Source organism: Pseudomonas sp. PDM21 (assembly GCF_014852505.2).
GTDB lineage: Bacteria > Pseudomonadota > Gammaproteobacteria > Pseudomonadales > Pseudomonadaceae > Pseudomonas.
On the sequence record NZ_CM181223.1, the window covers coordinates 3,870,319 to 3,895,700 of the forward strand.

The following is a 25,382-nucleotide window of genomic DNA, read 5'->3' on the forward strand; positions in this document are numbered from 1 at the left end:
TTTCCTTCTTCAGGACACGACGACGTGGACGGTGTTCTCCTCCACCAGCAGCGTGGTGTTGCCGAATGAATAGACGTCGTAGCTAACGCCGCTGTGGACCTGGTTGGCCCCGGTATCCACCGCACCCCTCACGGTCAGGGTGTCGTTGGTGTCGCCGGTGATCTGCAGGACATTGTTGGCGTCGGTCACCGCATCGACCTGCGCCGCGGTGAGGGTCAGGCTGCTGGGCGCGGCGTCGCCCTTGCCCAGGCTGATCCGCTCGATGTTGGTCAGGGTCCCGGTGAACAGCGAGCCGTAGGTGAGGTTGATGCCGCTGTCGAGGATCACCGTGTCGAAGCCGGCGCCGCCGTCGACGCTCTTGAAGGTGGTCGACTGCAACTGGATGGTGTCGTTGCCATCGCCCGCCTGCACGATGTCGCCCGTGCCGATATGGAGGAACAGGTCCGCTCCTGCGTTACCGTAGAAGTGCTCGGTGCCGCTGGTGCCCATCAGTACGTCCGCGCCGGCGGTACCGGTGACGCTGATCTCGCCCAGCGCCAGGCTCAGACCGGAGCCGGTCAGGGAAATGCCGTAGGTCGCGCTGGCGTGGCCGGCGGCGTCATAGGCGATCAGGTTGATGCTCAGCTGGCTGCCCAGGTTGAGCAGCTGGGTGACGGACAGGCCGAGTTGCGCCAGCAGGTCCGGCGCCAGCAGGTTGATGGTGAAATGGCCGGTGCTGTCGACGATGGGGTGCAGCGCGACGTTCAGCAGCGGCGTGATGACCTCCACGCCCAGGCTGCCGCCGGCGATGGCCGTGCCGCTGAGGCCCAGCACCGGCGGCAGCAGCCCGACGGCGAGGCCGAGGTTGCCGATGGTGACGGTGTTCTGGGTCAGCACGTTCTCCAGGTTGATGCCCACCAGGTTGCCGACGTTGCCCGCCGCATCACGGGCGCCGACGGTGACATTGGCGTCCAGCAGCTGGTCCCAGCTCATGGCGGTGGCCAGGCCGCTCAGCAGGTCCAGCGAAGCGAGCCCGGCGTTGCTTGCCGAGACTTCCGTATGCGACACCAGCCCGAGCAGCTTGGCATCCACCAGCAGGGTGCTGCTGGGCTCGGCGCCGATGGTCAGCAGGTTGCCCACCAGTGACAGCACCGGGTTGGCCGGCGCGACGGTGTCGAGGGTGAAGTTCGCCGGGGTCGCTGTCAGCCCGCCGTTGACGTCGGCAGTGACGGTCGCCGCGCCCTGCGGGATCGCCGCCACGCCGGCCGCCGGGAGCATGCTCACCAGCACAACGCCAGCGGTGATTTCCGCCGCCGTGAGCACATGGGCCTGGCTGAAGGTATAGCCGCCGGGGCCGTTGTAGCGCAGGGTCAGGGTCTGCCCGGCGCGGGCGCCGGCCGTCAGGCCCACACGCACCTGGATACCGTCGGCCAGCTCGGCCTTGTTGATGTAACCGTCGGCGGCTTCGGCGATGGTCAGTACCGGTCGCGTGAGGTCTGGCGCCTGCACCTGGATGGTGGCTCCGGCATTGCCGGCAGCATCCACCGCGTTGACCGTCAGCAATTGCCCCGCCGTCAGCGCCGGGCTGAGGTTGACGGTGAAGTTGCCGCTGCCGTTGGCCTGCACCGTAATCGGGTTGGCCGCATCGCCATTGATGACCACCTTCACCGTACTGTTGGCCTCGGCGATGCCGGTGAGCACCGTGCCATTGGCGGAAACGCTCAGGCCGCTGGGCGCGACCGGCGCCACGCTATCGACGCCAATGGTGGTCGCCACGCTGGTGTTGCCGGCGGCGTCCTTCGCCGTGACGCTGACCTGGGTGTTGTTCGCCAGCGGGGTGCCGGGGGTGAAGCTCCAGTTGCCGGTGGCATCGGCGGTGACCTGGGCGATGATGGCGCCACCGACCTTGAGAATCACCGTCGAACCGATCTCCGCCGTGCCACTGAGTACCGTGCCATTGCTCGGCGCGACGACCGGCGCGGTCGGCGCCACGGCGTCCACCGTGACGTTGGCGGCGACGCTGGTGTTGCCCACGGCATCCTTGGCTACCACGCTGACCTGCACACCGTTGGCCAGCGCCACGCCGGGGGCGAAACTCCACTGGCCCTGGGCATTGGCGGTGACCTGGCCGATGACGTTGCCGCCCACGCTGAGTACCACCGTGGAACCGGCCTCGGCAGTACCGGCCAGCAGCGCGCCGTTGCTCGGATTGACCACCGGCAGCGCGGGTGGCAGCGCATCCACCGTGGTGGTGGCAGCAATCAGGCTGACGTTGCCGGCGGCGTCCTTGGCCACCGCGCTGACTACCACGCCATTGCCCACCGGGGTGGTCGGGTTGAAGGTCCAGATACCACTGGCATTGGCCGTGACCTGACCGAGCAGAGCGCCATTGGCGCCGCTGATGATCACCGTCGAATTGGCTTCGGCGGTGCCGGTGAAAGTGGCGCCGTTGCTGGCGGCGATGGTCGGCGTATTGGGCGCGACACTGTCGACGGTGACGCTCGCCGCGACGCTGGTATTACCCGTCGCGTCCCTGGCCACCACGCTGACCTGCACGCCGTTGGCCAGGGGCACGCCGGGGCTATAGGTCCAGTGCCCGGTGCCATCGGCAACGACCTGGGCGATGGGCGCGCCAGCCACGCTGAGCACCACCGTGGCGCCCGCCTCCGCCGTGCCAGCGAGCACACCGCCATTGCTCGGCGAGACCACCGGCAAGTTCGGCGCTACCGTATCGACCACCACGGTGGCGACGCCGCTGAGGTTGTTGCTGGCATCGCGGGCCACCGCGTTGATCACGGTACCGTCGACCAGCGGTGTACCGGGAGTGAAGCTCCAGTTGCCGTTGACATCGGCGTTGACCTGGCCGATGGGCAGGCCGCCGATGGTGGTCAGGATGATCGTCGCGTTGGCTTCGGCGGTGCCGCTGATGAGCGTGCCGTTGCTCGGTGTGATCACCGGGATCGCCGGCAGGCTGGCGTCGATCACGATGCCTGCCGCCAGGCCTTCGTTGCCCGCGGCATCGCGGGCGCTGGCGGAAACCTCCAGGCCATTGGCCAGGGGCGTGTCCGGGACGTACTGCCAGTTGCCGTTGACGTCGGCCCTAACCTCGGCCAGCAGATTCCCCGCGCCATCACGCAGGGTCACCGTGGCGTTGGCCTCGGCGGTGCCCGCCAGTACCGCGCCGTCGCTGGGCACCAGCACCGGCGGCAGCGGCGCGATGGCATCGATGGTGACGCTGACGCTCGCGCTCAGGTTGCCCGTGGCATCCACCGTCACGGCGTCCACGACCGTACCGTTGGCCAGCGCCGAGGGCACCGGGAACGACCAGGTGCCATCGCCCTGCACCGCCACCCGCGCCAGCTCCACGCCATCCACGCTGAGCACCACGGTGACGCCCAGTTCGGCAGTGCCGCTGAGCAGCGTGCCGTTGCTGGGGTCGATCACCGGCGGCTCGGGCGCCTGGCTGTCGACCACCGTGGAAGCGGACCCGCTGGTGTTGCCGGCAGCGTCCTGGGCCACGGCGGTGACTGTGGTGCCGTTGGCCAGCGCCGGGCTGGGAGTGAATGCCCAGTCGCCGCTGCCGTTGGCCTGGGTGGTGCCGATGAGGTTGCCGTTGCCGTCGGTGAGGACAACGGTGGCATTGGCCTCGGCGGTACCGGCCAGTTCGGTGCCATTGCTGGGTTCGATGGTCGGCGGCGTCGGTGCGACGTTGTCGACCGTGGTGCTGACCGGGCCGCTGGTGTTGCCCACGGCATCGCGGGTGGCCGCCTGGATCACCACGCCATTGCCCAGCGGCGTGGCCGGGTCGAAGGACCAGTTGCCGGCGCCGTCGGCGACGACGGTGCCGATGGGATTGCCGCCGCCATCGGTGAGCACCACGGTGACGCCGGCCGTGGCGGTGCCGGTGATGTGCACGCCATTGCTCGGATCAATGGTCGGTACGGCCGGCGCTACGGCGTCCACCGTGGTGCTGGCGGAGCCGCTGGTGTTGCCGGCGGCGTCCCGCGCCACGACGTTGACCACGGTGCCATCGGGCAGCGCGACGCCCGGCGCGAAGGACCACTCCCCGGAGCCATTGGCCGCGACCTGGGCGATGGGGTTGCCGTTGCCATCAGTGAGGATGACCGTGGCGTCTGCCTCGGCAGTGCCCGTGAGCAGCGCGCCGTTGCTGGCATCGATGGTTGGGGTGGGCGGCGCCAGGTTGTCCACCGTGGTGCTGGCCGCGACGCTGGTGTTGCCGGTGGCATCCCTGGCCACGGCATTGACCACAGTGCCATCGGCCAGCGCTGTGCCAGGGGTGAAGGTCCAGTTGCCGCTGCCATTGGCGGTGGTCTGGCCGATCACGTTGCCGTTGCCGTCGGTGAGCAGCACGGTGGCGTTGTTCTCGGCGGTGCCATGCAGTTCGGTGCCGCTGCTCGCCGCGATGGTCGGCGCGACGGGTGCAACCGAGTCCACCGTGGTGCTGACACTGTTGCTGGTGTTGCCGGCGGCGTCCTTGGCCTGGGCATTGACCACGGTGCCGTTGGCCAGCGCCGGGCTGACCGCGAGGCTCCAGGCACCATTGGCGTCGGCGCGCACCTGGCCGATGGCGTTGCCGCCGCCGTCGGTGAGTAGCACCAGCGCATTGGCTTCGGCGGTGCCGGTGAGCAGCGTGCCGTTGCTGAGATTGATGGTCGGGTCGGCGGGCGCGGTGGTGTCCACCGTGGTGCTGACCGAGGAACTCTGGTTGCCGGCCGCATCCACCGATACGGCGTTGACCGTGGTGCCGTTGGGCAGAGCCGGCGATGGCGTGTAGGTCCACTTGCCGTTGCCATCGACGCCGACCTGGGCAATCGGATTGCCGTTGCCATCGGTGAGCACGATGCTCGCCCCGGCCTCGCCGGTGCCGCTGAGCACATTACCGTTGCTGGGCAGAATGGTCGGCGTGGTCGGCGCGGTGGTGTCGACCACCGTGTTGACCACGCTACTGGTGTTGCCGGCGGCATCCTGGGCCACGGCATTCACCGTGGTGCCACCCACCAGCGGCGGGTTGGGGGTGAAACTCCACTGCCCGGTGGTGGCATCGGCGACGACCTGGCCGAGGGGACTGCCGTTGCCGTCGGTGAGGAGCAACGTGGCGCCCGGCTCGGCGCTGCCGGTCACCACGTTGCCATTACTGGCGTTGATGGTCGGGGCGATGGGCGCCACCGCATCCACCGTGGTGCTGGCGGACGCGCTGGCGTTGCCGGCGGCATCCTGCGCGACGACATTGACCACCGTGCCGTTGGCCAGCGGCGCAACGGGGGAGAAGCTCCAGTGCCCGGTGCCATCGGCGGTGGTCTGCCCCACAGGGTTGCCGTTGCCATCGGCGAGGATCACCGTGCTGCCGGCCTCGGCGGTGCCGCTGAACTCGGTGCCGTTGCTCGGGACAATGGTCGGCGTATCGGGCGCCAGGGCGTCGATGGTGATGGCAGTGATGCCACTGGTGCGGCCCTCGACCACGGCCACGGCCACCACTTCGGTGCCATTGGCCAGGGGCAAGCCGGGTTCATAGCTCCATTGGCCGCTGATGGGGTCCGCAGTGACGCGGGTGATCTCGTTGCCGTTGCCATCGCTCAGCACGACCTCCGCGCCGGGCACGGCGGTGCCGGAGATCACACTGCCGTTGCTGGCATTGATGATCGGCGCGTCAGGCAGGGTGTTGTCGACCACCACGCTCTGCAACGGTCCCTGGTTACCCGCAGCGTCACGTGCTACGGCGTTTACCGTGGTGCCGTCGGGCAACGGGCTGGCCGGCGTGAGGCTCCAGTGGCCGTTGGCGTCGGCGATGGCCGTTCCCAGCGGGTTGCCGCTGCCGTCGCTGAGCAGCACGGTGCTGCCGGCCTCTGCGGTCCCCGACAGCAAGGCGCCGTTGGTGGCGTTGATGACGGGCTGCCCCGGCGGCACCGCGTCGATGGTGACTGCGGTCGGCTGGCTGATGTTGCCCGCCGCATCACGCGCGGCGACCTGCAGAACATCCCCGTCGCCGACGGCGCTCGTCGGAGTGATGCTCCACTGCCCCGTCACCGGGTCAGCGGTCGCGCTGCCCAGTTCGACACCGCCACGGCTGATGGTCACGGTACTGCCGGGCTCTGCGGTGCCCGTGAGCACACTGCCGTTGCTCGCCGCGACCACAGGCGCCGACGGCGGCGTGGCATCGATGATGATGCTCGCCACCGAGCTGGCGTTACCTGCGGCGTCCTGGGCGATCACGTCGATCTTCGTTCCGTCGGCCAGCGGCGGGTTCGGGGTGAAGGTCCAGTTGCCGTCCGGGTCCGTCGTGGCCTGGCCGATCAGTACGTTGTTGGCGTACACAAGGGTGATGGTGCTGGCGATCTCGGAGGTTCCGGTGATCAGCGTACCGTTGCTCGGGTCGATGCTCGGCGCCGGCGGTGCGGAAGCGTCCACCACCACGCTGTCGCTGCCACTGGTGTTGCCGGCGGCGTCCTGGGCCACCGCGCTGACTGTCACGCCGTTACCCACCGGGGTGGTCGCGGTAAAGCTCCAGCGGCCTTCGGCATCCACCAGGGCGCGGCCGATCTCTCCATCCGGCCCGCTGAGGATGACCGTGCTGCCCGCCTCGGCGGTGCCGGTGAAGGTGCTGCCGTTGCTCGGGAGGATGTCCGGCGCGCCGGGGGCGAGGCCGTCCACGCTGCCGTTGACGATCGGCGTGGTGTTGCCGGCGGCATCGGTGCCCTGCACCGAGATGGCCGTACTATCGGCGATCGGGCTGCCGGGCGTGTAGCTCCAGCGCCCGTCCGGGCCGACCTGCACGCGGGCCACTTCACTGCCGGCGACGCTGACGATGACCGTACTGCCGATCTCGCCGGTGCCACTCAGTGCCAGGCCATTGCTCGGGTCGAGTGTTGGAGTGCTGGGGGCGCTGGAATCCACCGTCACCTGCACCGGGCCGCTCTCGTTACCGGCTGCGTCGCGGGCGACGATGGTCACCACGGTGCCGTCGGCCAGGGGCTGGTCCGGGGTGAAGGTCCAGTTGCCACCCGCGCCCACCGTGACCTGCCCCAGCGCATTGCCGGCGCCATCGGTGAACACCAGGGTGCTGCCCTCTTCTCCCGTACCGCTTAGCACGGTGCCGTTGCTCGGCCCGGCGGCAGGATTCGTCGGTGCGCTGGTGTCGATGGTCACCGTGGTGCCATTGCTTGCATTGCCGGCCGCGTCGGTAGCGACCACGGTCACGCTGCTGCCATCGGGCAGCGGCGACGCCGGGGTGATGCTCCAGTTGCCCTGGCCGTCGGCGGTGGTCTGCCCCACCGGATTGTTGTTGCCATCGGTCACCGTGACGGTGCTGCCCGGCTCGGCAGTACCGCTGACCTGCGTACCGTTGCCGGGGTTTACCAGCGGGTCGGCCGGCGGCGTGCTGTCGACGGTCACCGTGGTGGTTTCGCTGCGGTTACCGGAGGAGTCCACGGCGACGACGCTCAGGGTCGCGCCGTCGGGCAGCGGCGAGGACGGGGTATAACTCCAGGTGCCGCCGGGGCCGACCGGCACCTCGGCGATCACCTGGCCGTTGGCGGAGATCACCACCACCTGCGCATTGGGTTCGGCGGTGCCGCTCAGTTCGGCGCCGGTGCTGGGGGTGACCACCGGCGCAGCCGGCGGCTGTGCGTCCACGGTCACGCCCACGGTGCCGCTTTCGTTGCCCGCCGCGTCGCGGGCCATCACCGTCACCTGGGTACCGTTGGGCAGCGCCGGCTGTGGAGCGAAGCTCCAGACACCGCCGCCATCGGCGATGGCCTCACCGATGACGTTGCCGCCGGCGTCGCGAATGATCACCGTGGCGTTCGCCTCGGCAGTGCCGGTAAATAGCTGGCCATTGCTCGGATCGACCGCTGGACTTGGCGGCGCCACGGAATCCACCGTGGTGTTCGCCGGCTGGCTGACATTGCCGGCCGCGTCGCTCGCCGTGACGTTGACCAGCGTACCGTCGGGCAAGGCCGTACCGGGTGTGAAGTTCCACTGGCCGTTGCCGTCTGCCGTGACCACAGCGATGAGGTTGCCGCTGCCGTCGGTGAGCGTGACCGTGGAGCCTGGCTCCGCCGTGCCCGTCAGGGTGACGCCCATGCTGCCGTTGATGGTGGGCGCGACCGGCGCCACGGAGTCCACCGTGCCGACGATGGGCACGCTTTCATGGCCGCTGACCGGGTCGACAGCGACCACCTGGTAATCGGAGCCGTTGGCCAGCGGCGAAGCCGGCGTGATGCTCCAGTTGCCGTCGCCATCGGCGGGGGTGCGGCCGATCTCGTTGCCGTTGGCATCGCGCACTATCACCTGCTGGCCGGCCTCGGCGGTGCCGCTGATGACACTGCCGTTGCTCGCATCCGGTGTCGGCGGCGTGGTCAGGTTGCTGTCCACCGTCGTGGTGGTTTCCGCACCGACATTACCCGCCGCATCGCGCACCGCCAGGCGCAGCACGAAGCCTGTGGGCAATGCCTGGCTGAAGCGGAACAGCCAGAAGCCATTGAGGCCCACCGCCGCCTCCCCCAGGGGCTGGCCGGAGGCATCCATGATCACCACGGTGCTGCCCGGCTCGGCGGTCCCGCTGATCTGCGTGCCGTTGCTCGGCCCGGCCGAGGGCGCAGTGGGCGGCAGGTTGTCGACGGTGATCTGACCGACCTGGCTGACGTTGCCCGCCGCATCCGTCGCGGTGGCGCGCACCTGGGTACCGTTGCCCAGGGGCGTGCCCGGCGTGAAGGACCAGTCCCCGGTGATCGGGTCGGCCACCACCTGGGCGATGGGGTTGCCGTTGCCATCGGTCAGCGTCACCGTACTGCCCGGCTCGGCCAAGCCATGCAGCACGTCGCCGTTGCTCGCGTCGATCTGCGGGGCATCGGGCGCCTGGCGGTCCACGATCACAGGCGTCGGCTGACCGACGTTACCGGCAGCGTCGCGGGCAACCACGGAAACCTGCGTGCCGCTGGGCAAGGCCGACGGCGGCGTGAAGCTCCACTGTCCGGTGCTGGCGTCGGCCGTGACCTGGCCGATGGGATTGCCATTGGCATCGAGGATGATCACGGTGGCGCCTTGCTCGGCGCTGCCACTGAAGCTCAGACCATTGCTGGCGTTGACCTGCGGCGGTGGCGGCGCGACGGCGTCCACCACGACGCTGGTGGGCGGGCTGGGGTTACCGGCGGCATCGATGGCCCGGACCACCACCACCGCTCCGTCGGGCAGCGAGGCTCCGGGAGTGAAGGACCATGCGCCGCTTATACCGTCGGCGCGCACCTGGCCGATGGGGTTGCCCTGGTTGTCGACGAGGGTCACCAGGCTACCGGGCTCGGCGATACCACTGAGAACGGTGCCGTTGCTGACGTCCACCTGGGGCGCATCGGGAGCCACTCCATCGACGACCAGGTTGACCACCTGACTCTGCTGGCCGCTCTGCGGATCCACCGCGACAACCTGCAACTGGGTGCCATCGGGGAACTGCACGCCGGGGATGTAGCTCCAGTGGCCGTCGCCATCGGCAGTCACGGTCGCGATCGGGTTGCCGTTGGCGTCGCGAATCTCCACGCGATCACCGACATCCGCCAGGCCGCTGATGTTCGAACCGTTGCTCGGGTCGACCGTGGGCGTCGAGGGAATGCTGGAATCCACCGTGACGCTGGCCGCCGCTCCGGTGTTGCCGGCAGCGTCCGCAGCCGTCACCGATAGCACCGCGCCATTGGCCAGCGGCGGGTTGAAGATGAACTGCCAGTGGCCGCTGCCGTCGGCCTGGACCTGGCCGATCACCTGGCCGTCGGCATTGCTCAGCAGCACCGTGCTGTTGGCTTCCGCGATACCGCTGAACAGCCCGCCATTGCTCGGGTTGACCGTGGGCGCCGCTGGCGGCTGGGTATCCAGGGTGGTCTGCGCCGGGCCGCTGAGGTTGCCGGCGGCGTCCTTGGCGACGACGGTGACCTGGGTGCCGTTGGGCAAGGGCGAACCGGGATGGTAGCTCCAGTGCCCGGTCTCATCGGCAACGACGGTCGCCAGCGGGGTTCCGTTACCGGTGGTGAGCACGACCGTTGCACCGGCCTCCGCCGTTCCCTCCAGTCCTCCGGCATTGCCCGAGGTGATGACGGGCGTGCCGGGCGCGATGCCGTCCACCGTGATGCTGGTGGAACCGCTCTCCCCCTGCGGCCCGCGTGCCACGGCATTGACCACGGCGCCGTCGGCCAGCGGAGTGATGGGGGTGAAGCTCCAGTGGCCATCGCCACCGACCAGCGCCACGCCGATCAGGGTGCCCTGGGCGTTGGTCAGGTAGACCTGGGTGCCGACCGTCGCGGTGCCCTGGATGAGGTGGCCGTTGCTCGGGTCGATCACCGGTGCGGGCACGCTCCCGCCCGGCGCGTGGATGGTGGCAATCGGGCTGGCGTTGCCGGCTGCGTCACGGACGATGATCGAAACGATCTGCCCGGCTGGCAGCGGCGAATCGAGGTTGAGACTGAAGCGGCCGTCGGGCCCGACCTGCACGGTCAGGTCAGGGGTGCCGTCATTGTTCAGGTCGATGGACAGCGAGCTGCCTGGCTCGGCGATCCCGGCAAGACCCCTGCCGTCGGCGCTGATCGTCAGGTCATGGGCCGGTTCCGGCGGCGTCGTGTCGGGCCCGTTCACCACGGTCGACGGGCTGGTATTCCCGGCCGGGTCGGTCACCGTCACCGATACACCCTGGCCGTTGGTCACCGGAGTCGGGAGGGTGATCTCGAAATGCCCGTCGGAGCCGGCAACCCCGGTGGCGTCGGGGACACCGTCGCCGTTGGTGTCAACCTTCACGGTAGAGCCGGGCTCGGCGCTGCCGCTGACCTTGCTGCCATCCTCGGACACCGCCACGCCCGTCGCGGCCCCCGGCGCCGTGGTATCCGGCGCCGTGACGATTGTGCCGGAACTGGCGCCGCCACCATTGGGCCCGCGCACCACCACGGTGACATTCTCACCGTTGCTCAGCGGCGGACTGACGGGCACCTGGAAGTTGCCGTTGCCATCCACTGGCGCGGTGTAGTCGGGCTGGCCATCGCCGTTGACGTCCACCTCGACGGTCGTACCCGGCGTGGCACGGCCGGTGATCACAGCACCGTCAGGGCTGACCGTGACATCGGTGGCCGGCGCGGGAGGCGCTGGTGGGTTGCTGCCTCCACCACCGCCACCGCCACCGCCGCTGCTGGCGATGGCGGCGCCGCCGGCAATCACCGCGGCGCCGGCGAGGATGGTCCCGGCGGTCCCCAAACCGGCGATACCACCGGCGGCACCCGCACTGCCCGCAGCGGCGCCGGCCTCGGTGAGTGACTCGAATCCGGCATCGATGGGCTCGGCGGCGTAGGTAGGCATCAGCGTGCCGTCAGCGGCGACCTGATCCAGCTCGGTCACCACCAGGTCGCCCTTCTCGTCCACCAGGTACAGCTGGCTGGGCGGCTGGCCTTCGGCAAAGAAGTTGGCGATGCGGAGGGTCTCGCCATCCTTGAGCTGCACCACGAGGTCGGCGCCGACCTGCTGGTAACTGGCGACCGCGTCGGCAGTGACGTCCAGGGCCACGTTGCTGGCTTGCTGAAGAACGATGCTCCCTTCGACCGTCTGCTGCGTGGCGGTGGCCACCTGCACCTGAGACGCCACGACCTTCGCCTGGATCGCCATGCTGACTTCCTCTGCCCGGAATAATGTTTTTGTTTATGGCCAGAAAGAGATAGCAGCTTCTGTGCAGCGCGCCGAAAGCGCTCCGAAAGGCTCTTGGACGAAGGGTTTAATTGAAAGGTAGTAACCTATGCACCGGGCAGTAAGTTCAGATTTTATTGACCAATGGAAGATAGGATCGCCATCAACTACCGCTGCGCTTTTTGACAATTATTTGACATTTGCCGCAGACGCCGTGCGCTCTGCTCTTTCGCACGAACCGGGCGAATCGATAACTTGAACCGCATGTCGCAACAGGCATCCGACAATATTCAGTCGCTTGTTCGAGTATCGCCAATGGCTGACATCCTTGTAATCCCTGGATTACAGAAAAGCCGTTCGTCGGATTGCCTGATCCGACTCGATCCTGTCCGCCCGGACAGGCCACAACCGGAACACAAAGACGCCCGGAGCCCCGAAACAGAGCGAAGCGGCAGAATAGACCCGCTGACATGCAAAAATGAATGTAAAAGGTCTATCCCCAGCGGGAAACGACAGCCAGTTCCACCTGTTGAATAGCGCTGGATCAACTTCAGGCGAGACCTGTAGAACCGCGCTTAATTGAAGGCTCGGATAGGCCCTGATATTCCAGAGTTGGAATCAGCGTCCGCAATAGAAGCGGTCAACGGCGGAATAACGAATGGCATCCGCCAGGAGATATCGCGCGACGGCCACCCAACTAAAGCCGGGGCAGTTAGACCGCCGGGGATATATAACAGAGTGTCCGAAGACCGAACGGGAAGTCCGGGCTTCGGAACTCACTTACTCAGCGCGCCAACTTACAGCGCCATATCGCTGGAGGCCTTTTCCGGCGCCGGGGCGGCATCGGTCGGCTGGGTGGCCGGGGCCTGGTCGATGGCCGGCGGCGGGTCCAGTTGCAGGACCTTGGCGGTGTAGCTCCACTCCTCGAACGTCTTCTCCGGGCTGTCGTTGAGTCTGGTGCCGTAGCTCGGGACGATCTGGTGGACCTTGGCCTGCCATTCAGGGGTGGCGAGTTTGTCCTTGAACACCTTCTCCAGCACGCTGAGCATGATCGGCGCGGCGGTGGAAGCACCCGGCGATGCACCCAGCAGGCCGGCGATGCTGCCGTCGGCGGCAGAAACGATCTCGGTGCCGAGCTTCAGCACGCCGCCCTTGTCCGCATCACGCTTGATGATCTGCACGCGCTGGCCGGCCTGCCAGAGGCGCCAGTCCTCGGCCTTGGCTTCCGGGAAGTACTCGCGCAGCGCAGCGAGGCGGTCGTCGTCGGAAAGCATCAGCTGGCCGGCGAGGTATTCCACCAGCGGGTACTCGTCGATACCTACGCGGGTCATCGGCCAGACGTTGTGGACGTTGGTGCTGCCCAGCAGGTCGAGGTAGGAGCCTTCCTTGAGGAACTTGGTGGAGAAGGTAGCGAACGGCCCGAAGAGGATCACGCGCTTGCCGTCGAGCACGCGGGTGTCCAGGTGCGGCACCGACATCGGCGGTGCGCCGACCGACGCCTTGCCATAGGCCTTGGCCAGGTGCTGCTGGGCGATGGTCGGGTTCTCGGTGACCAGGAACGAGCCGCCCACCGGGAAGCCGGCGTAGTCCTTGGCTTCCTCGATGCCGGACTTCTGCAGCAGGCGCAGGGCGCCGCCGCCGGCGCCGATGAAGACGAACTTCGCGTCGGTCTGGGTAACGCTGCCGTCCTTGAGGTTCTTGTAGCCGACGCGCCAGGTGCCGTCGTCGTTGCGGGTGATGTCCTCGACTTCGCTGGAGAGCTTCAGGCTGAAGTTCGGCCTGGTCTGCAGGTAGCCGGCGAACTGGCGGGTGATCTCGCCGAAGTTCACGTCGGTGCCGATCGGCGTCCAGGTGGCGGCGATTTTCTGCGACGGATCGCGGCCCTGCATCATCAGCGGCACCCACTTGGCGATCTGCGCCGGGTCCTCGGAGTACTGCATGCCGCGGAACAGCGGGCTGGCCTGCAGCGCCTCGTAGCGCTTCTTGAGGAAGGCGATGTTGTCGTCGCCCCAGACGAAGCTCATGTGCGGGGTGGTGTTGATGAACGAGCGAGGGTTCTTCAGCACACCGTTCTGTACCTGCCAGGCCCAGAACTGACGGGAGATCTGGAAGGATTCGTTGATCTCCACCGCCTTGGCGATGGTGACGTTGCCGTCCTTGTCCTCGGGGGTGTAGTTCAGCTCGGCCAGGGCGGAGTGGCCGGTGCCGGCGTTGTTCCAGCCGTTGGAGCTTTCCTGGGCGACGCCGTCCAGGCGCTCGACCATCTCCATGCTCCAGCCCGGTTCCAGCTCGTTGAGCCAGACGCCCAGGGTGGTGCTCATGATGCCGCCGCCGATCAGCAGCACATCGACTTTCTTGGTGTCCGCGAACGCGGGCGCGCAATTCACTGCCAGAGCGAGGCCCAGCAGCGCCCCGCTAACTTTCTTGATCATCGAAAGGTTTCTCGTCGTTAGGGCTTGGCCTTCCCCACCGGCGTCATACAGCGTGAAGGCCAGGCCCCGCGCACGGAGCGCAAACGATGGGCAAGGCGACAGATGACGAGGATGAGTCGGGACTCAGTTCCCTCCTCCGCCGGCTCTGGGGCCTGCTTGATGGAATGAGGGACGTCCTGCGCAGAGAGACACGCAAAGCCTTCGGCTTTGGCTTTTGTTGTGGGAGGGATGCATGGTCTGCTGAAACGTTTGCGCATTCTATAGAAAGCGAACTGCATCACCAACCGTTTCGCTCAACTATCCGTTGCACGGTGTTCCAGCCAGCTATCCCGCCCCGGCCGAAGATCCCGCACCGCGCTGGGCACCAGGCCCGTCCAGCGTTTGAATGAACGGCGGAAGTTGGTGGTGTCGGTGAAGCGCAGGTACTCGGCGACCTCCTCGTTGCTGTAGCCACGCGACCAGTACAGGTACAGCGCCACGTGCTTGCGCACCTCGTCGTGCACCGCCTGGAAGTGCGTCTGGTGTTTCTGCAGCTTGCGCTTGCAGGTGGCCGGACTGATGCCCATGCGCTCGGCGAGCCGGTCGAGGCTCAGCGGGTCGCGGGCCTCGCGCTGCAACAGGCGGTAGACATGCTCCAGAACGCCCTCACCCAGGCCCAGTTGCTCCTGCTCGCGCCGCGCATCGCGCTGCGCCGCCTGGCCGGCGGTGAGCGAGGCGCGCGGCCAGGGCTTCACCAGGTAGTCGCGGGGAATCAGCATGGCATCGACATGGCAGTCGAACTGCAGGTTGAGCCCCAGGTGCGCCTGGTACTGCTCGATGTAGTCGGGCCGCGAATGGGCGAACAGGTACTTCCACGGCAGGCGCTCGTCGGACAACCAGCGGCACAGCGCAGTCACGGCGGTCATGCCACTCTCCACCAGGAAGCGACGGGCGCCGCCGACACCACAGGCGTCGACCCAGTACAGGCAGGCGAAGCGCTCCTCCACCAGCAGGCGCGGGGCGAGCAACGGGCTGAAGCGCGCGCGGTGGCGGATCAGCAGGTCCAGCGCTTCCTGCAGGTTGGCGGCGTGCATCAGCGCGCCACTGGCGGCGCCCTGGTGCCCCGGCAGCAGGCGCTGGCCGAAGAGAAAGCCCAGCTCCTCGCCGCCGCTGCCCTGGCGGCAATTGTCCACCAGCCGCAGGTACTGCTCGGCGCTGATCAGCCGCTGGCCGGCGATGATGTCTTCCTGGAACAGCCCGGTGCCACGCAGCAGGCGGTGACTGTCCAGTTCGCGGCTGAGCGCGAGGTCGAGCAGGCAGGCTGGCTGGTGTTGCGCCGGGATGAAGCGCAGGTCGCGCTCGTAGTAGTTCAACGGGGCCTCCATGCGACAGGCCTCAGGCGCTGCGGGCCAGGCGCGGCCGTGACTTGGCGCGCGCCATGGACAGGCTCAGCCGCTCCAGCAGGCTGTCCGACGATTCGTCGCGCGCCATGCAGGCCACCGCAGTGGCGCTGAGGACGAGGCTCTCGCCCTGGGGCACGCTCTTGTGCGAGTAGTAGCGCACGGCGTTCTCCAGCTCACCGGCGATGCGCCAGGCCTGGGCCTCGCCAGTGCCGGGCAGGAGGGCAACGAAACGATCGCCGGCCAGCCGGCACAACAGGTCGCAGTGGCGCAGGTTGAGCAACAGCAACTGACTCACCGCCTGCAGCACGCGGTCGCCCTCGGCGTGGCCATGGTTGCGGTTGAAGGGTGCGAAGTCGTCCAGGTCCACCAGCACCAGGGAGAACGCCTGCTGCTCCTCGCCGGAGCGACGCTGCTCCAGCTCGATCTGCCGGCGCAGGTAGGCGGCGCCGTTGAGCGGGGTCAGGCGGTCGTGGTGGAGGTGCTCGCGGAACAGCCGCTCGCGCTTGCTCAGTTGCTGGCCGAGGGCTTTCTGCTCCTTGCTCCAGTGGTACAGGCCGAGCGTGATCAGCAGCAGGCCGATGGGCATCGGCACCGATTCGAGCCAGTGGTCCCAGGAAATCTCCGCAGGCAGCTGGATGAATTCGTCGAGGGCATCCATCCACATGGAGAAGAACACCGCCCCCAGGCCCACCGCCAGCAACGTGGTGACCCGCCCGGCCGGCCGGTGCGCGAGCACCAGGCAGACCCAGCAGAAGGCCAGCAGCGCCGAACCGCCCTCGCCCACCACGTCGAGCCAGTCGATCCGGTCCCAGGTCTTGATTTGCCCGGCTGCGAGGTAGAGCACCAGGCCGATGTTGGCGAGCACGACCAGTGCGATCAGTTTCAGGCGGTGCAGCTTGAGCAGGTTGGACATGGGAGCGGTATCCGCAACGAGTGACGGACGCCAGCCAAACAGGTCCCCGTGATGCTTTGATGACAGCGCCGAGGGTGCAATCGGCTCACTCGAAACCGCCCCCATCCTGCGAAAAAGTCCTGTGCCGCCGCTCCCCGCACCAAGCCCTGCGCCCTGCCGCCGGGGCTGAGCCGAACGCACCGGGTCAATTGGGCTCAGAAACCTGCCCTGCAATGCTGAAACCCCTGTATTTCGCGGCCTGCAGCTGATCGCTGTCACGTAACCGTCATTCCCGCTGCCTAGCTTCCGCTCCCCAGTTGACCGGGCCGAATCGCCCCGGTCGGGGGAACAGGCACAAGGGGAAATGCCGTGATCGATCAGCAATTGCCGCGGACGCTGCGTCCGCTGTTCAAGGTCAGCGCCCTGGCGCTGGCGATTGCCGCCACGCCGTCAGGCTGGGCCGAGGAAACCACCGAGGCCGGCGAAAGCGTCACCGTGTACGGCCAGGCCGACAGCCTGGACAAGGCCCTGCGTCAGCAGCGCCGCTCCGACAGCGTGGAGAGCGTGGTGCATGCCGACAGCATCGGCCAGCTGCCCGACAGCAACGCCGCCGAAGCCCTGCAGCGCGTACCGGGGACGTCCGTCGAGCGCGACCAGGGCGAAGGCCGCTTCGTGCGGGTTCGCGGCCTGGGCCCCGACCTCAATGCCGTCACCATCAACGGCACCCTGGTGCCCTCGCCCGAGGCCGGTCGCCGCGCCGTGGCGCTGGACGTGCTGCCCAGCGAACTGATCCAGTCACTGTCGGTGGTCAAGACCCTGACCCCGGACATGGACGCCAACTCCCTGGGCGGCACCATCGAGGTGGAAAGCCTCTCCGCCTTCGACCATGACGGCCTGTTCTTCAGCGGCACCGCACAGACCAGCTACGACGAGAACACCAACCGCTTCAGCCCGAAATACTCCGGCGCCGCCAGCCAGCGCTTCAGCCTGGGCGACGGCACCGACAACTTCGGCGTGGCCGCCGCGCTCAGCTGGCAGAAGCGCAAGTTCGGTTCGGACAACGTCGAGACCGGCGGCGACTGGGACTTCGACGACGGCGCCCGGCTCAACAGCCTGGAGCAACGCGACTACGACATCCAGCGTGAACGCAGCGGCGGCGCGCTGAACTTCGACTACCGCCCGGACGACGACAGCAAGCTCTGGTTGCGCACGCTCTACAGCGAGTTCAAGGACGAGGAAACCCGGCAGTCCACCAAGATCGACTTCGAGGATGCCCTGGCCGAAGGCGAAAGCGGCGAAGCGGAAGTCGAGCGGCGCCTGAAGAGCCGCGAGGAGACCCAGACCATCCAGTCCTATGTCTTCGGCGGCGAACAGCGGCGCGGCGACTGGACCTTCAGCGGCCAGGTCGGCTGGAGCAAGTCCGACGAGGACAGTCCCGGCCACATCGACCCGGCCGTCTACAGCGGCGGCGACATGGACAGTGGCTGGTATGACAGCGAGAAGCCCCGCCTGAACATCGACTCGGCCTTCTACGACCCGACCCGGTTCAGCCTGGACAAGGTCGAGTGGGGCAAGTCCTACACCTCCGACCGCGAGAAGAACCTGCGCCTGGACCTGGCCCGCGACTACGACCTGGCCGGCAACGCGTCGACCTTCAAGTTCGGCGGCAAGCTCAGCCGACGCACCAAGGACAACGACGAGGACGTCTGGAAGTACGAAGACCTCGCCGACGCGGGCCTGAGCGATGACCAGCTGAACCTCTCCAATGCGCTGGACGGCACCGTTCACTATCGCCTGCAGAAGTTTGGCCAGGGCATCTCCGCCGACGCCATCAAGCACCTCATCGGCGGGCTGGACGCATCGCAGTACTACGACGAGGAAGCCTCCACCATCAATGACTTCCGCATGCACGAAGACATCGATGCCGGCTACTTCATGAATACCGTGGACGTCGGCGACTGGCGCTTCATCGCCGGCCTGCGCTACGAGGGCACGCACTTCGAGGCCAGCGGCACCGGCATCGACAACGGCGACTACCAGGCCATCGAGCGCAAGCGCGACTACCACCACTGGCTGCCGGGTCTGCACGCCCGCTACCAGCTGGACGACCAGACGCAGATCCGTGCGGCCTGGACCAACACCGTGGTGCGCCCGACCTTCGAGCAACTCGCGCCCGGCTATGCCATCGACGGCGACGAAGCCGAGTTCGGCAACCCCGACCTCGCCGCCCTGCGCTCGCACAACCTGGACCTGGCCATCGAGCGTTACCTGGGTCGCGCCAGCGTGGTTTCGGCGTCGCTGTTCTACAAGGACATCAAGAACTTCGTCTACAACACCGACCTCGCCGGCAGCGGCGCCTGGGCGGACTTCGACGAGGCGGCCACTTTCGCCAACGGCGACAAGGCCAAGGTCTACGGCCTGGAACTGGCCTGGTCGCAGAAAATGGTCATGCTCCCCGCGCCCTGGGACGGCCTGCTGCTGGGCGCCAACGCCACCTTCAGCCGCTCGCGGGCCGAGATCGCCGATGCCGACGGCAACAAGCGCAACATAGACCTGCCCAGCCAGTCCGACGTCACCGGCAATCTGCTCATCGGCTACGAGAAGGACCGCCTGAGCCTGCGCCTGACCGCCAACTACAAGTCCGATTACCTCTATGAGGTCGGCAACGTCAGCGACAAGCGCTACGACAGTCGTGTCGACGACCAGACGCAGATCGACTTCAGCGCGCGCTACTCGCTGACGGACAACCTGCAGGTGTTCTTCAACGCCGAAAACCTCGGCGACGAGCCCTACTACATCTACAGCGGCCACCGTCGCTACAACTACCAGTACGAAGAGTACGGCCCGACCTACACCGTCGGCCTGACCCTCACCCACTTCTGAGGACCGCGCACGCCGGTCCGCCGGCGTCCGCGCAGCACCACAAGGACAGACGCCTTCCATGAAACGCCGCTACTCCCTGACTCCGCTACTCGCCAGCCTGCTGCTGGCCGGCTACGCCTGCGCCGAATCCGTCGCCCTGCAACCCTGGCCGACCCGTGCCAAGGCCCAGGCCATCGCCCTGCTGCCCGGCGCCGGCAGCGTCGTCGCCAGCAAGCGCGACGGTCTCCTGCTGCTGGACGAGGCAGGCAGCGAACGCGGTCGCCTCGCCGGCCGCTACGACTTCCTCGACCAGCGCCCCTGGGGCGACGGCAGCCTGCTCGCCACCTTCGACCGGGAACGCCAGCAGCCGCTGTTGCAGCCGTTGGCCGGCGACGGCCACTGGGGCGCTGCGCTGCGCCTGCCGAGCCCGGACTTCGCGGTCAACGGCCAGTGCCTCTACCGTGACGCCAGCGCCAACCTCTACCTGTTCCTGGTCGGCGAGAACGGCCAGGGCGAGCAATGGCTGGTCGGCCACGGCCAGAAGCTCGAGCGCGAGGCTCGCAAGGTGCGTCGCCTGGCCCTGCCGCCGAGCGCCGAGCTGTGCCGCGCCGACGACAGCGACGGCACCCTGTACGTCGACGAACCGGGCATCGGCCTCTGGGCCTATGGTGCCAACCCGGAGGCAGACGGCAGCCGCCTGCCGGTGGACCTGAGCGCGCCCTATGGCAGGCTCGCCGGATCGGTCAGCGGACTAGCGGTGGTGTCCAGCGGCGTGCTCGCGCTGGACAAGGGCCCTGCCCTGCAGCGCTACGTGCGTCAGGGCAACGGTTGGGAGAACCTCGGCGCGATCGCACTGAACGGCCCGAAGAAAGCCGAACAACTTGCGGCCACCGAACAGGCCGGCACGCTGCGCATCGTCCTGCAGGACGATGCCAGCGGGCACTACTACCACACCGAAGTCCCTGCCCTGCCCGCACGCGCCGAAGCGCCCCGCACGCTACCCGAGGTGATGCCGGCGGTGCAGACGCAGAGCGTGCAGCGCCATGGCGACGCCGCCGATGACCCGGCAATCTGGGTCAGCGCGAAGAACCCGAAACTCAGCCGCGTACTGGGCACCAACAAGCAGGAAGGCCTGCTGGTCTTTGACCTCCAGGGTCGCCAGTTGCAGAGCCTGGCTTCCGGGCTGGTGAACAACGTCGACGTGCGCCACGGGTTCCGGCTCGGCAATCGCCGCGTCGACCTGGCGGTGGCGAGCAACCGCAGCGACAACAGCCTGACCCTGTTCGCCATCGAGCCGGCCGACGGCAAGGTGCGCGAGATCGGCCGGGTGCCAACGCCGCTGGAGGAAGTCTACGGCCTGTGCCTGTATGCGCCCCGCGACGGCGACATCCAGGCCTTCGTCAATGACAAGGACGGACGCTTCCAGCAGTACCGACTGAGCGCTCCCGGCGGCCAGGTGAAAGGCGAGCTGCTGCGCGAATTCCGCGTCGCCAGCCAGCCTGAAGGCTGCGTCGCCGATGACCGCAACCAGCGGCTGTTCCTCGGTGAAGAAGACGTGGCGGTCTGGACCCTCGGGGCCGAGCCGGACGCCAAGGCCGAGCCGGAACAGGTACTGGCCGTGGGCGACCTGCTCCGTGACGACGTCGAGGGCCTGGCCCTCTACCACGGCGCCAAGGCCAGCTACCTGCTGGTTTCCAGCCAGGGCAACGACAGCTACCTGGTGCTCGACGCCGCCGCGCCCTACCGCGTTCGTGGTGCCTTCCGCGTCGGCCTGAACGCCGCTGCCGGCATCGACGGCACCTCGGAAACCGACGGTATCGAAGTCACCTCGGCCAACCTGGGCGGCGCGTTCGGCCAGGGAATGCTGGTGGTGCAGGACGGCCGCAAGCGCCTGCCCGAAGGCACGCAGAACTTCAAGTACGTGCCGTGGGCGGACATCGCCCGCGCCCTCAACCTCGACTGACCACCAGGCTCCCCGTGACGGGGAGCCTCACCGGGAGACCACCATGCAAGCCACTCTCGAACACACCAGCATCTGGGCATTGGTCGAAGCCGCCAGCCCGCTCGCCCAGGCCGTGCTGCTGATCCTTCTGGCCGCCTCGCTGGTGAGCTGGTACGTGATCGTCCAGCGCAGCCTGCTGCTGGGCGGCGCCCGCCGACGCCTGCGCGCCTTCGAAGCGCGCTGGCGGGCCAGCGGCGACCTGCAGCGGCTGTTCCGGGAAACCACCGAACCCGGCGAGGACGCCGGCGTCGAGCGTATCTTCCATGCCGGTTACCAGGAGTTCCTGCACCTGCGTGACGAGCCGGGCATCGATCCCGCGCTGCTGATCGAGGGCAGCGAGCGCGCCATGCGCGTGGTCATCGCCCAGGAGGAGGAACGCCTGCAGCGCGGCCTGCCGTTCCTTGCCACGGTCGGCTCCACCAGCCCGTACATCGGCCTGTTCGGCACCGTCTGGGGGATCATGAACGCCTTCATCGGCCTCTCCGGCGTGCAGCAAGCCACCCTCTCCACCGTCGCGCCGGGCATCGCCGAAGCCCTGGTCGCCACCGCCGTCGGCCTGTTCGCAGCGATCCCGGCAGTCATGGCGTACAACCGTTTCGCTGCCAGTTCCGACCAACTGCTGGGCCGCTACTGCGCCTTCGCCGAACAGCTGCAGGCCCAGCTCAACCGTCGCATCCACGCCGCTCCGGCGCTGGCCGCGGCGGCCTGACCGGAGGCCGGCCATGCGACGCATACGCAGCAAGCACGCGCCCAAGGCGGAAATGAACGTGGTGCCCTACATCGACGTCATGCTGGTGCTGCTGGTGATCTTCATGGTCACCGCCCCGATGATCCAGCAGGGCCTGAAGGTGGAACTGCCCAAGGTGGCCAGCGAGGCGTTACCCAGCGAGACCGAGCGCCCGGTGCTGACGCTCACGGTGCAGGCCGACGGCGGCTACCACTGGTACCTGGGCAGCCAGGTGGATACCGAACAGCGCACCGACGCCGCCGGCAACCTGGACGAGCTGACCGCCAAGCTCACCCGCCTGGGCGCCGACACCCAGGTGTTGATCCGCGCCGACCAGGCGGTGGACTATGGTCGGGTGATCGCCGCCATGGCCGCCCTGCAGCGCGGTGGCGTCAGCGATGTCGGACTGATCACCGAGGCGCCGCAATCGTGAACCGCAGGATCACCCGCCGCGCCCTGCCTGCCGCCATCAGCGTCGGGCTGCACGCGCTCGCGCTGGCCGGCCTGTACATCGGTTTCCACCCTTCGGCGCCGGCCACCCCGGCACCGAAGGTGATGCGTACCGCGCTGGTCAGCCTGCCGAGCCCCGCGCCCATCGCACCAGCGCCCCCCCCCGTGGTGCAACCGCCCGAGCCCGTTACACCGCCCCCGCCACAGGTCGAGGCGCCTCGCCCGGCGCCGCAACCTGACGTCGCCCAACTGGCCCGGCGCAAAGCCGAGCAGCGTGAACGCGAAGAGCGCCAGCGCGAGGAGCGGCGCCAGGAGCAGCAGCGCATCGCCGAGCAGCAACGCCAGGAGCAGGAGCAACGCTCACGCCAGCAGGCCGAGCAACGGGCCCGCGCCGAACAGAACCGTCAGCTCGCCGCACAGCAGGCAGCCGCCGCCGAGGCCGCCCGCGCCGCGCAGAACTACCAGCCACTGGTGAAGAAGGCTCCGACCTACCCGGACAGCGCCCTCGACCGCCGTCTGGAAGGCGACTGCACGGTGGAATACACCGTCGCCCCCAACGGTTCGGTGCGCGACCCGCGCGTGGTCCCCGGCGCCTGCAGTCACAGCGTGTTCGAGCGCCCGTCGCTGCAGGCCGCCACCCGCTTCCGCTACCAGCCACGGGTAATCGACGGCCAGGCCGTCGCCGTGGCCAACGTGCGCAACACCTTCCATTACCGGATCCAGGAAACCTCCCGATGAGTGCCGAGCCGACCGATTTCCACGCCCATCTTTCCGCCTTCGACGATGAGTCGATCAACCCCTCCGGCAACCTGCCGATGAGCGAGATCATCGACGCCTCGCGCCGCCGCCTGCTGAAGAACAGCCTGGTGCTGGGCGCGGTCGGCTTCCTCGGCGGCGGCCTGTTCCCCGGCCGCTCGCTGTTTGCTGCCGACGCCCCGGTGCCCAACGCGCTGCTGGGCTTCAAGGGCGTGCCGGTACAGCAGGACCCGAAATTCGACCGGGTGATCGTCGCCGAGGGCTACAGCGCGCGGCCGTTCTTCTCCTGGGGCGACGCCGTGGTGAGCGGCTCGCCGGCCTGGAAAGGCGACGCCAGCGAGGACTGGAAAGCCCAGGAACTGCAGGCCGGCGACAACCATGACGGCATGCACTACTTCCCCTTCCCCGATGCGCCGGACAGCCACGGCCTGCTGGTGATCAACCACGAGTACATCAACCCGACGCTGCACCCCAAGGGCCAGACCTTCGAGGACCGCCCCGATGGTTCGCGCGGCCGCCCGGAAGGCGAAGTGCGCAAGGAAATCGCCGCCCACGGCCTGAGCGTGATCGAGGTGAAGAAGGACGCCGGCGGCCAGTGGCAGCGCGTCGAGGGCTCGAGCTACAATCGCCGCATCACCGGCAGCTCGCCGCTGGACCTGTCCGGCCCGCTGGCCGGCCACGACCTGCTGCGCACCGCCAGTGACCCCGAGGCCAAACAGGTGCTCGGCACCCTGAACAACTGCTCCATGGGCGTCACGCCCTGGGGCACCTACCTGGCCTGCGAAGAGAACTGGCACCAGTACTTCGTCAACCGCGACAAGGACGACTACGCCAAGCGCGTTTCACACAAGCGCTACGGCCTGTCCAACGGCCAGTTCAGCAACTACTACGCCTGGGAAGCGGTGGATGCGCGCTTCGACGCCACGCCGAAAGCCGACCAGCCCCATGGCGGCCACGTCAACGAACCGAACCGCTTCGGCTGGGTGGTGGAGATCGACCCGTTCGACCCGACCTCCACGCCGAAGAAACGCACCGCCGTCGGCCGTTTCTGCCGCGAGTGTTCGACCCCCTCGCTGGGCGCCGACAACCGCATGGCGTTCTATTACGGCGACGACACCAAGGGCGAGTACATCTACAAATTCGTCCCGGCCGGCCAATACGACGCAAACAACCGCGCGGCGAACGTCGACCTGCTCGACGAAGGCACCCTCTACGTCGCCCGCTTCAATGCCGATGGCAGCGGCCAGTGGCTGCCGCTGGTGCATGGGCAGAATGGCCTGAGCGCCGAGAATGGCTTCGCCAGCCAGGCCGAGGTGCTGGTCAACGCCCGCGCCGCCGCCGACAGGCTGGGCGCCACGCCCATGGACCGCCCCGAGTGGGTCGCGGTGCAGCAGACCACCCGCGAGGTCTACGTCAGCCTCACCAACAACGATGCCCGCGGCAAGAAGCAGCCGGTGGACGCCGCCAACCCGCGCAAGGAAAACCTGCACGGGCAGATCCTGCGCTGGAACGAGGCCGGCGGTGATCCGACCGCCACCACCTTCCAGTGGGAAATCTTCCTGCTGGCCGGCGAGCACCAGGGCGCCAGCGCGCCGGAGAACCTGATCGGTACCATCAACGGCGACATCTTCTCCTCGCCGGATGGCCTGTACTTCGACGCCGCCGGGCGCCTGTGGATCGAGACCGACTACGACGATGACGTCCCGGCGATGCAGGCCATGGGCTGCAACCAGTTGCTCTGCGCCGACCCGCACAGCCGTGAAGTACGGCGCTTCCTGGTCGGCCCGCGCGGCTGCGAGCTGACCGGCATCACCCAGACGCCGGACGGCAAGACGCTGTGGGTGAACATCCAGCACCCGACGCTGAGCTTCCCGGCCAGCGACGGCAAGAGCATCCCGCGTTCCACGACGCTGGTGATCACCAAGGATGATGGCGGTGTGATCGGCACCTGATCGGTCCCCTGCAGGAGCGGGCCCTGCCCGCGAACCGGCCGGCAGGCCGGATCCAGCTGCGCGCCGGCCTGACGGACCTGGCGCGCAGCTGGTCGCACGCACGACCCGCTCCTGCACCGTCTCAACACGCACTACAACGTTACCGATGCGCACCGTGAACGCGCACGAATCACCCCATCCGTTACCGTTTCGCCCCCTTTCCCCGTAGCGCCGCCTACGCCAGTTTCCTACGCGCACCGCTCTACCCCGCCCACTTCCAATCGTTTCGCCAAATTTGGCATGGC

General features: G+C 68.0%; 10 protein-coding genes. 6 read left to right on the forward strand and 4 right to left on the reverse strand.

The window, feature by feature from the left end:
• Positions 1-9 precede the first annotated feature (9 nt).
• The 4 genes from IB275_RS17725 to IB275_RS17740 form a co-directional block, all read right to left on the reverse strand.
• A complete protein-coding gene (locus IB275_RS17725) occupies positions 10-11,625 on the reverse strand; it encodes an Ig-like domain-containing protein (RefSeq protein WP_192295809.1) in 11,616 nt (3,871 codons plus the stop codon).
• A gap of 815 nt (positions 11,626-12,440) precedes the next feature.
• Positions 12,441-14,075, reverse strand: coding sequence for a malate dehydrogenase (quinone) (gene mqo, locus IB275_RS17730; RefSeq protein WP_192295810.1), 1,635 nt, complete (start codon positions 14,073-14,075; stop codon positions 12,441-12,443).
• A 293-nt stretch (positions 14,076-14,368) separates the two neighbouring features.
• On the reverse strand, positions 14,369-15,439 hold the full coding sequence (locus IB275_RS17735; protein WP_037005978.1) for an AraC family transcriptional regulator: 1,071 nt from the start codon (positions 15,437-15,439) through the stop codon (positions 14,369-14,371).
• Between the two features lie 10 nt (positions 15,440-15,449).
• Positions 15,450-16,370, reverse strand: coding sequence for a GGDEF domain-containing protein (locus tag IB275_RS17740; RefSeq protein WP_192295811.1), 921 nt, complete (start codon positions 16,368-16,370; stop codon positions 15,450-15,452).
• 348 nt (positions 16,371-16,718) lie between these two features.
• On the opposite strand from IB275_RS17740, the gene IB275_RS17745 reads away from it, so the two are divergent.
• Genes IB275_RS17745 through IB275_RS17770 form a run of 6 tightly spaced genes read left to right on the forward strand, consistent with a single transcriptional unit; the run spans position 16,719 to position 25,098 of the window.
• Complete coding sequence (locus IB275_RS17745; RefSeq protein ID WP_192295812.1) at positions 16,719-19,232, forward strand: TonB-dependent receptor; 2,514 nt, start codon at positions 16,719-16,721, stop codon at positions 19,230-19,232.
• A 58-nt stretch (positions 19,233-19,290) separates the two neighbouring features.
• The gene (locus IB275_RS17750; RefSeq protein WP_192295813.1) at positions 19,291-21,174 is read left to right on the forward strand and encodes a phytase; all 1,884 of its coding nucleotides are present in this window, start codon (positions 19,291-19,293) and stop codon (positions 21,172-21,174) included.
• Between the two features lie 43 nt (positions 21,175-21,217).
• On the forward strand, positions 21,218-21,922 hold the full coding sequence (gene tolQ, locus IB275_RS17755) for a protein TolQ (protein ID WP_081519692.1): 705 nt from the start codon (positions 21,218-21,220) through the stop codon (positions 21,920-21,922).
• Positions 21,923-21,935: 13 nt separating this feature from the next.
• Complete coding sequence (gene tolR, locus IB275_RS17760; RefSeq protein ID WP_017516969.1) at positions 21,936-22,373, forward strand: protein TolR; 438 nt, start codon at positions 21,936-21,938, stop codon at positions 22,371-22,373.
• Positions 22,370-23,128, forward strand: coding sequence for an energy transducer TonB (locus IB275_RS17765; RefSeq protein WP_318652569.1), 759 nt, complete (start codon positions 22,370-22,372; stop codon positions 23,126-23,128). Before tolR ends, IB275_RS17765 begins: the two co-directional genes overlap by 4 nt.
• On the forward strand, positions 23,125-25,098 hold the full coding sequence (locus tag IB275_RS17770) for an alkaline phosphatase PhoX (protein WP_494514415.1): 1,974 nt from the start codon (positions 23,125-23,127) through the stop codon (positions 25,096-25,098). Before IB275_RS17765 ends, IB275_RS17770 begins: the two co-directional genes overlap by 4 nt.
• Positions 25,099-25,382: the final 284 nt, after the last annotated feature.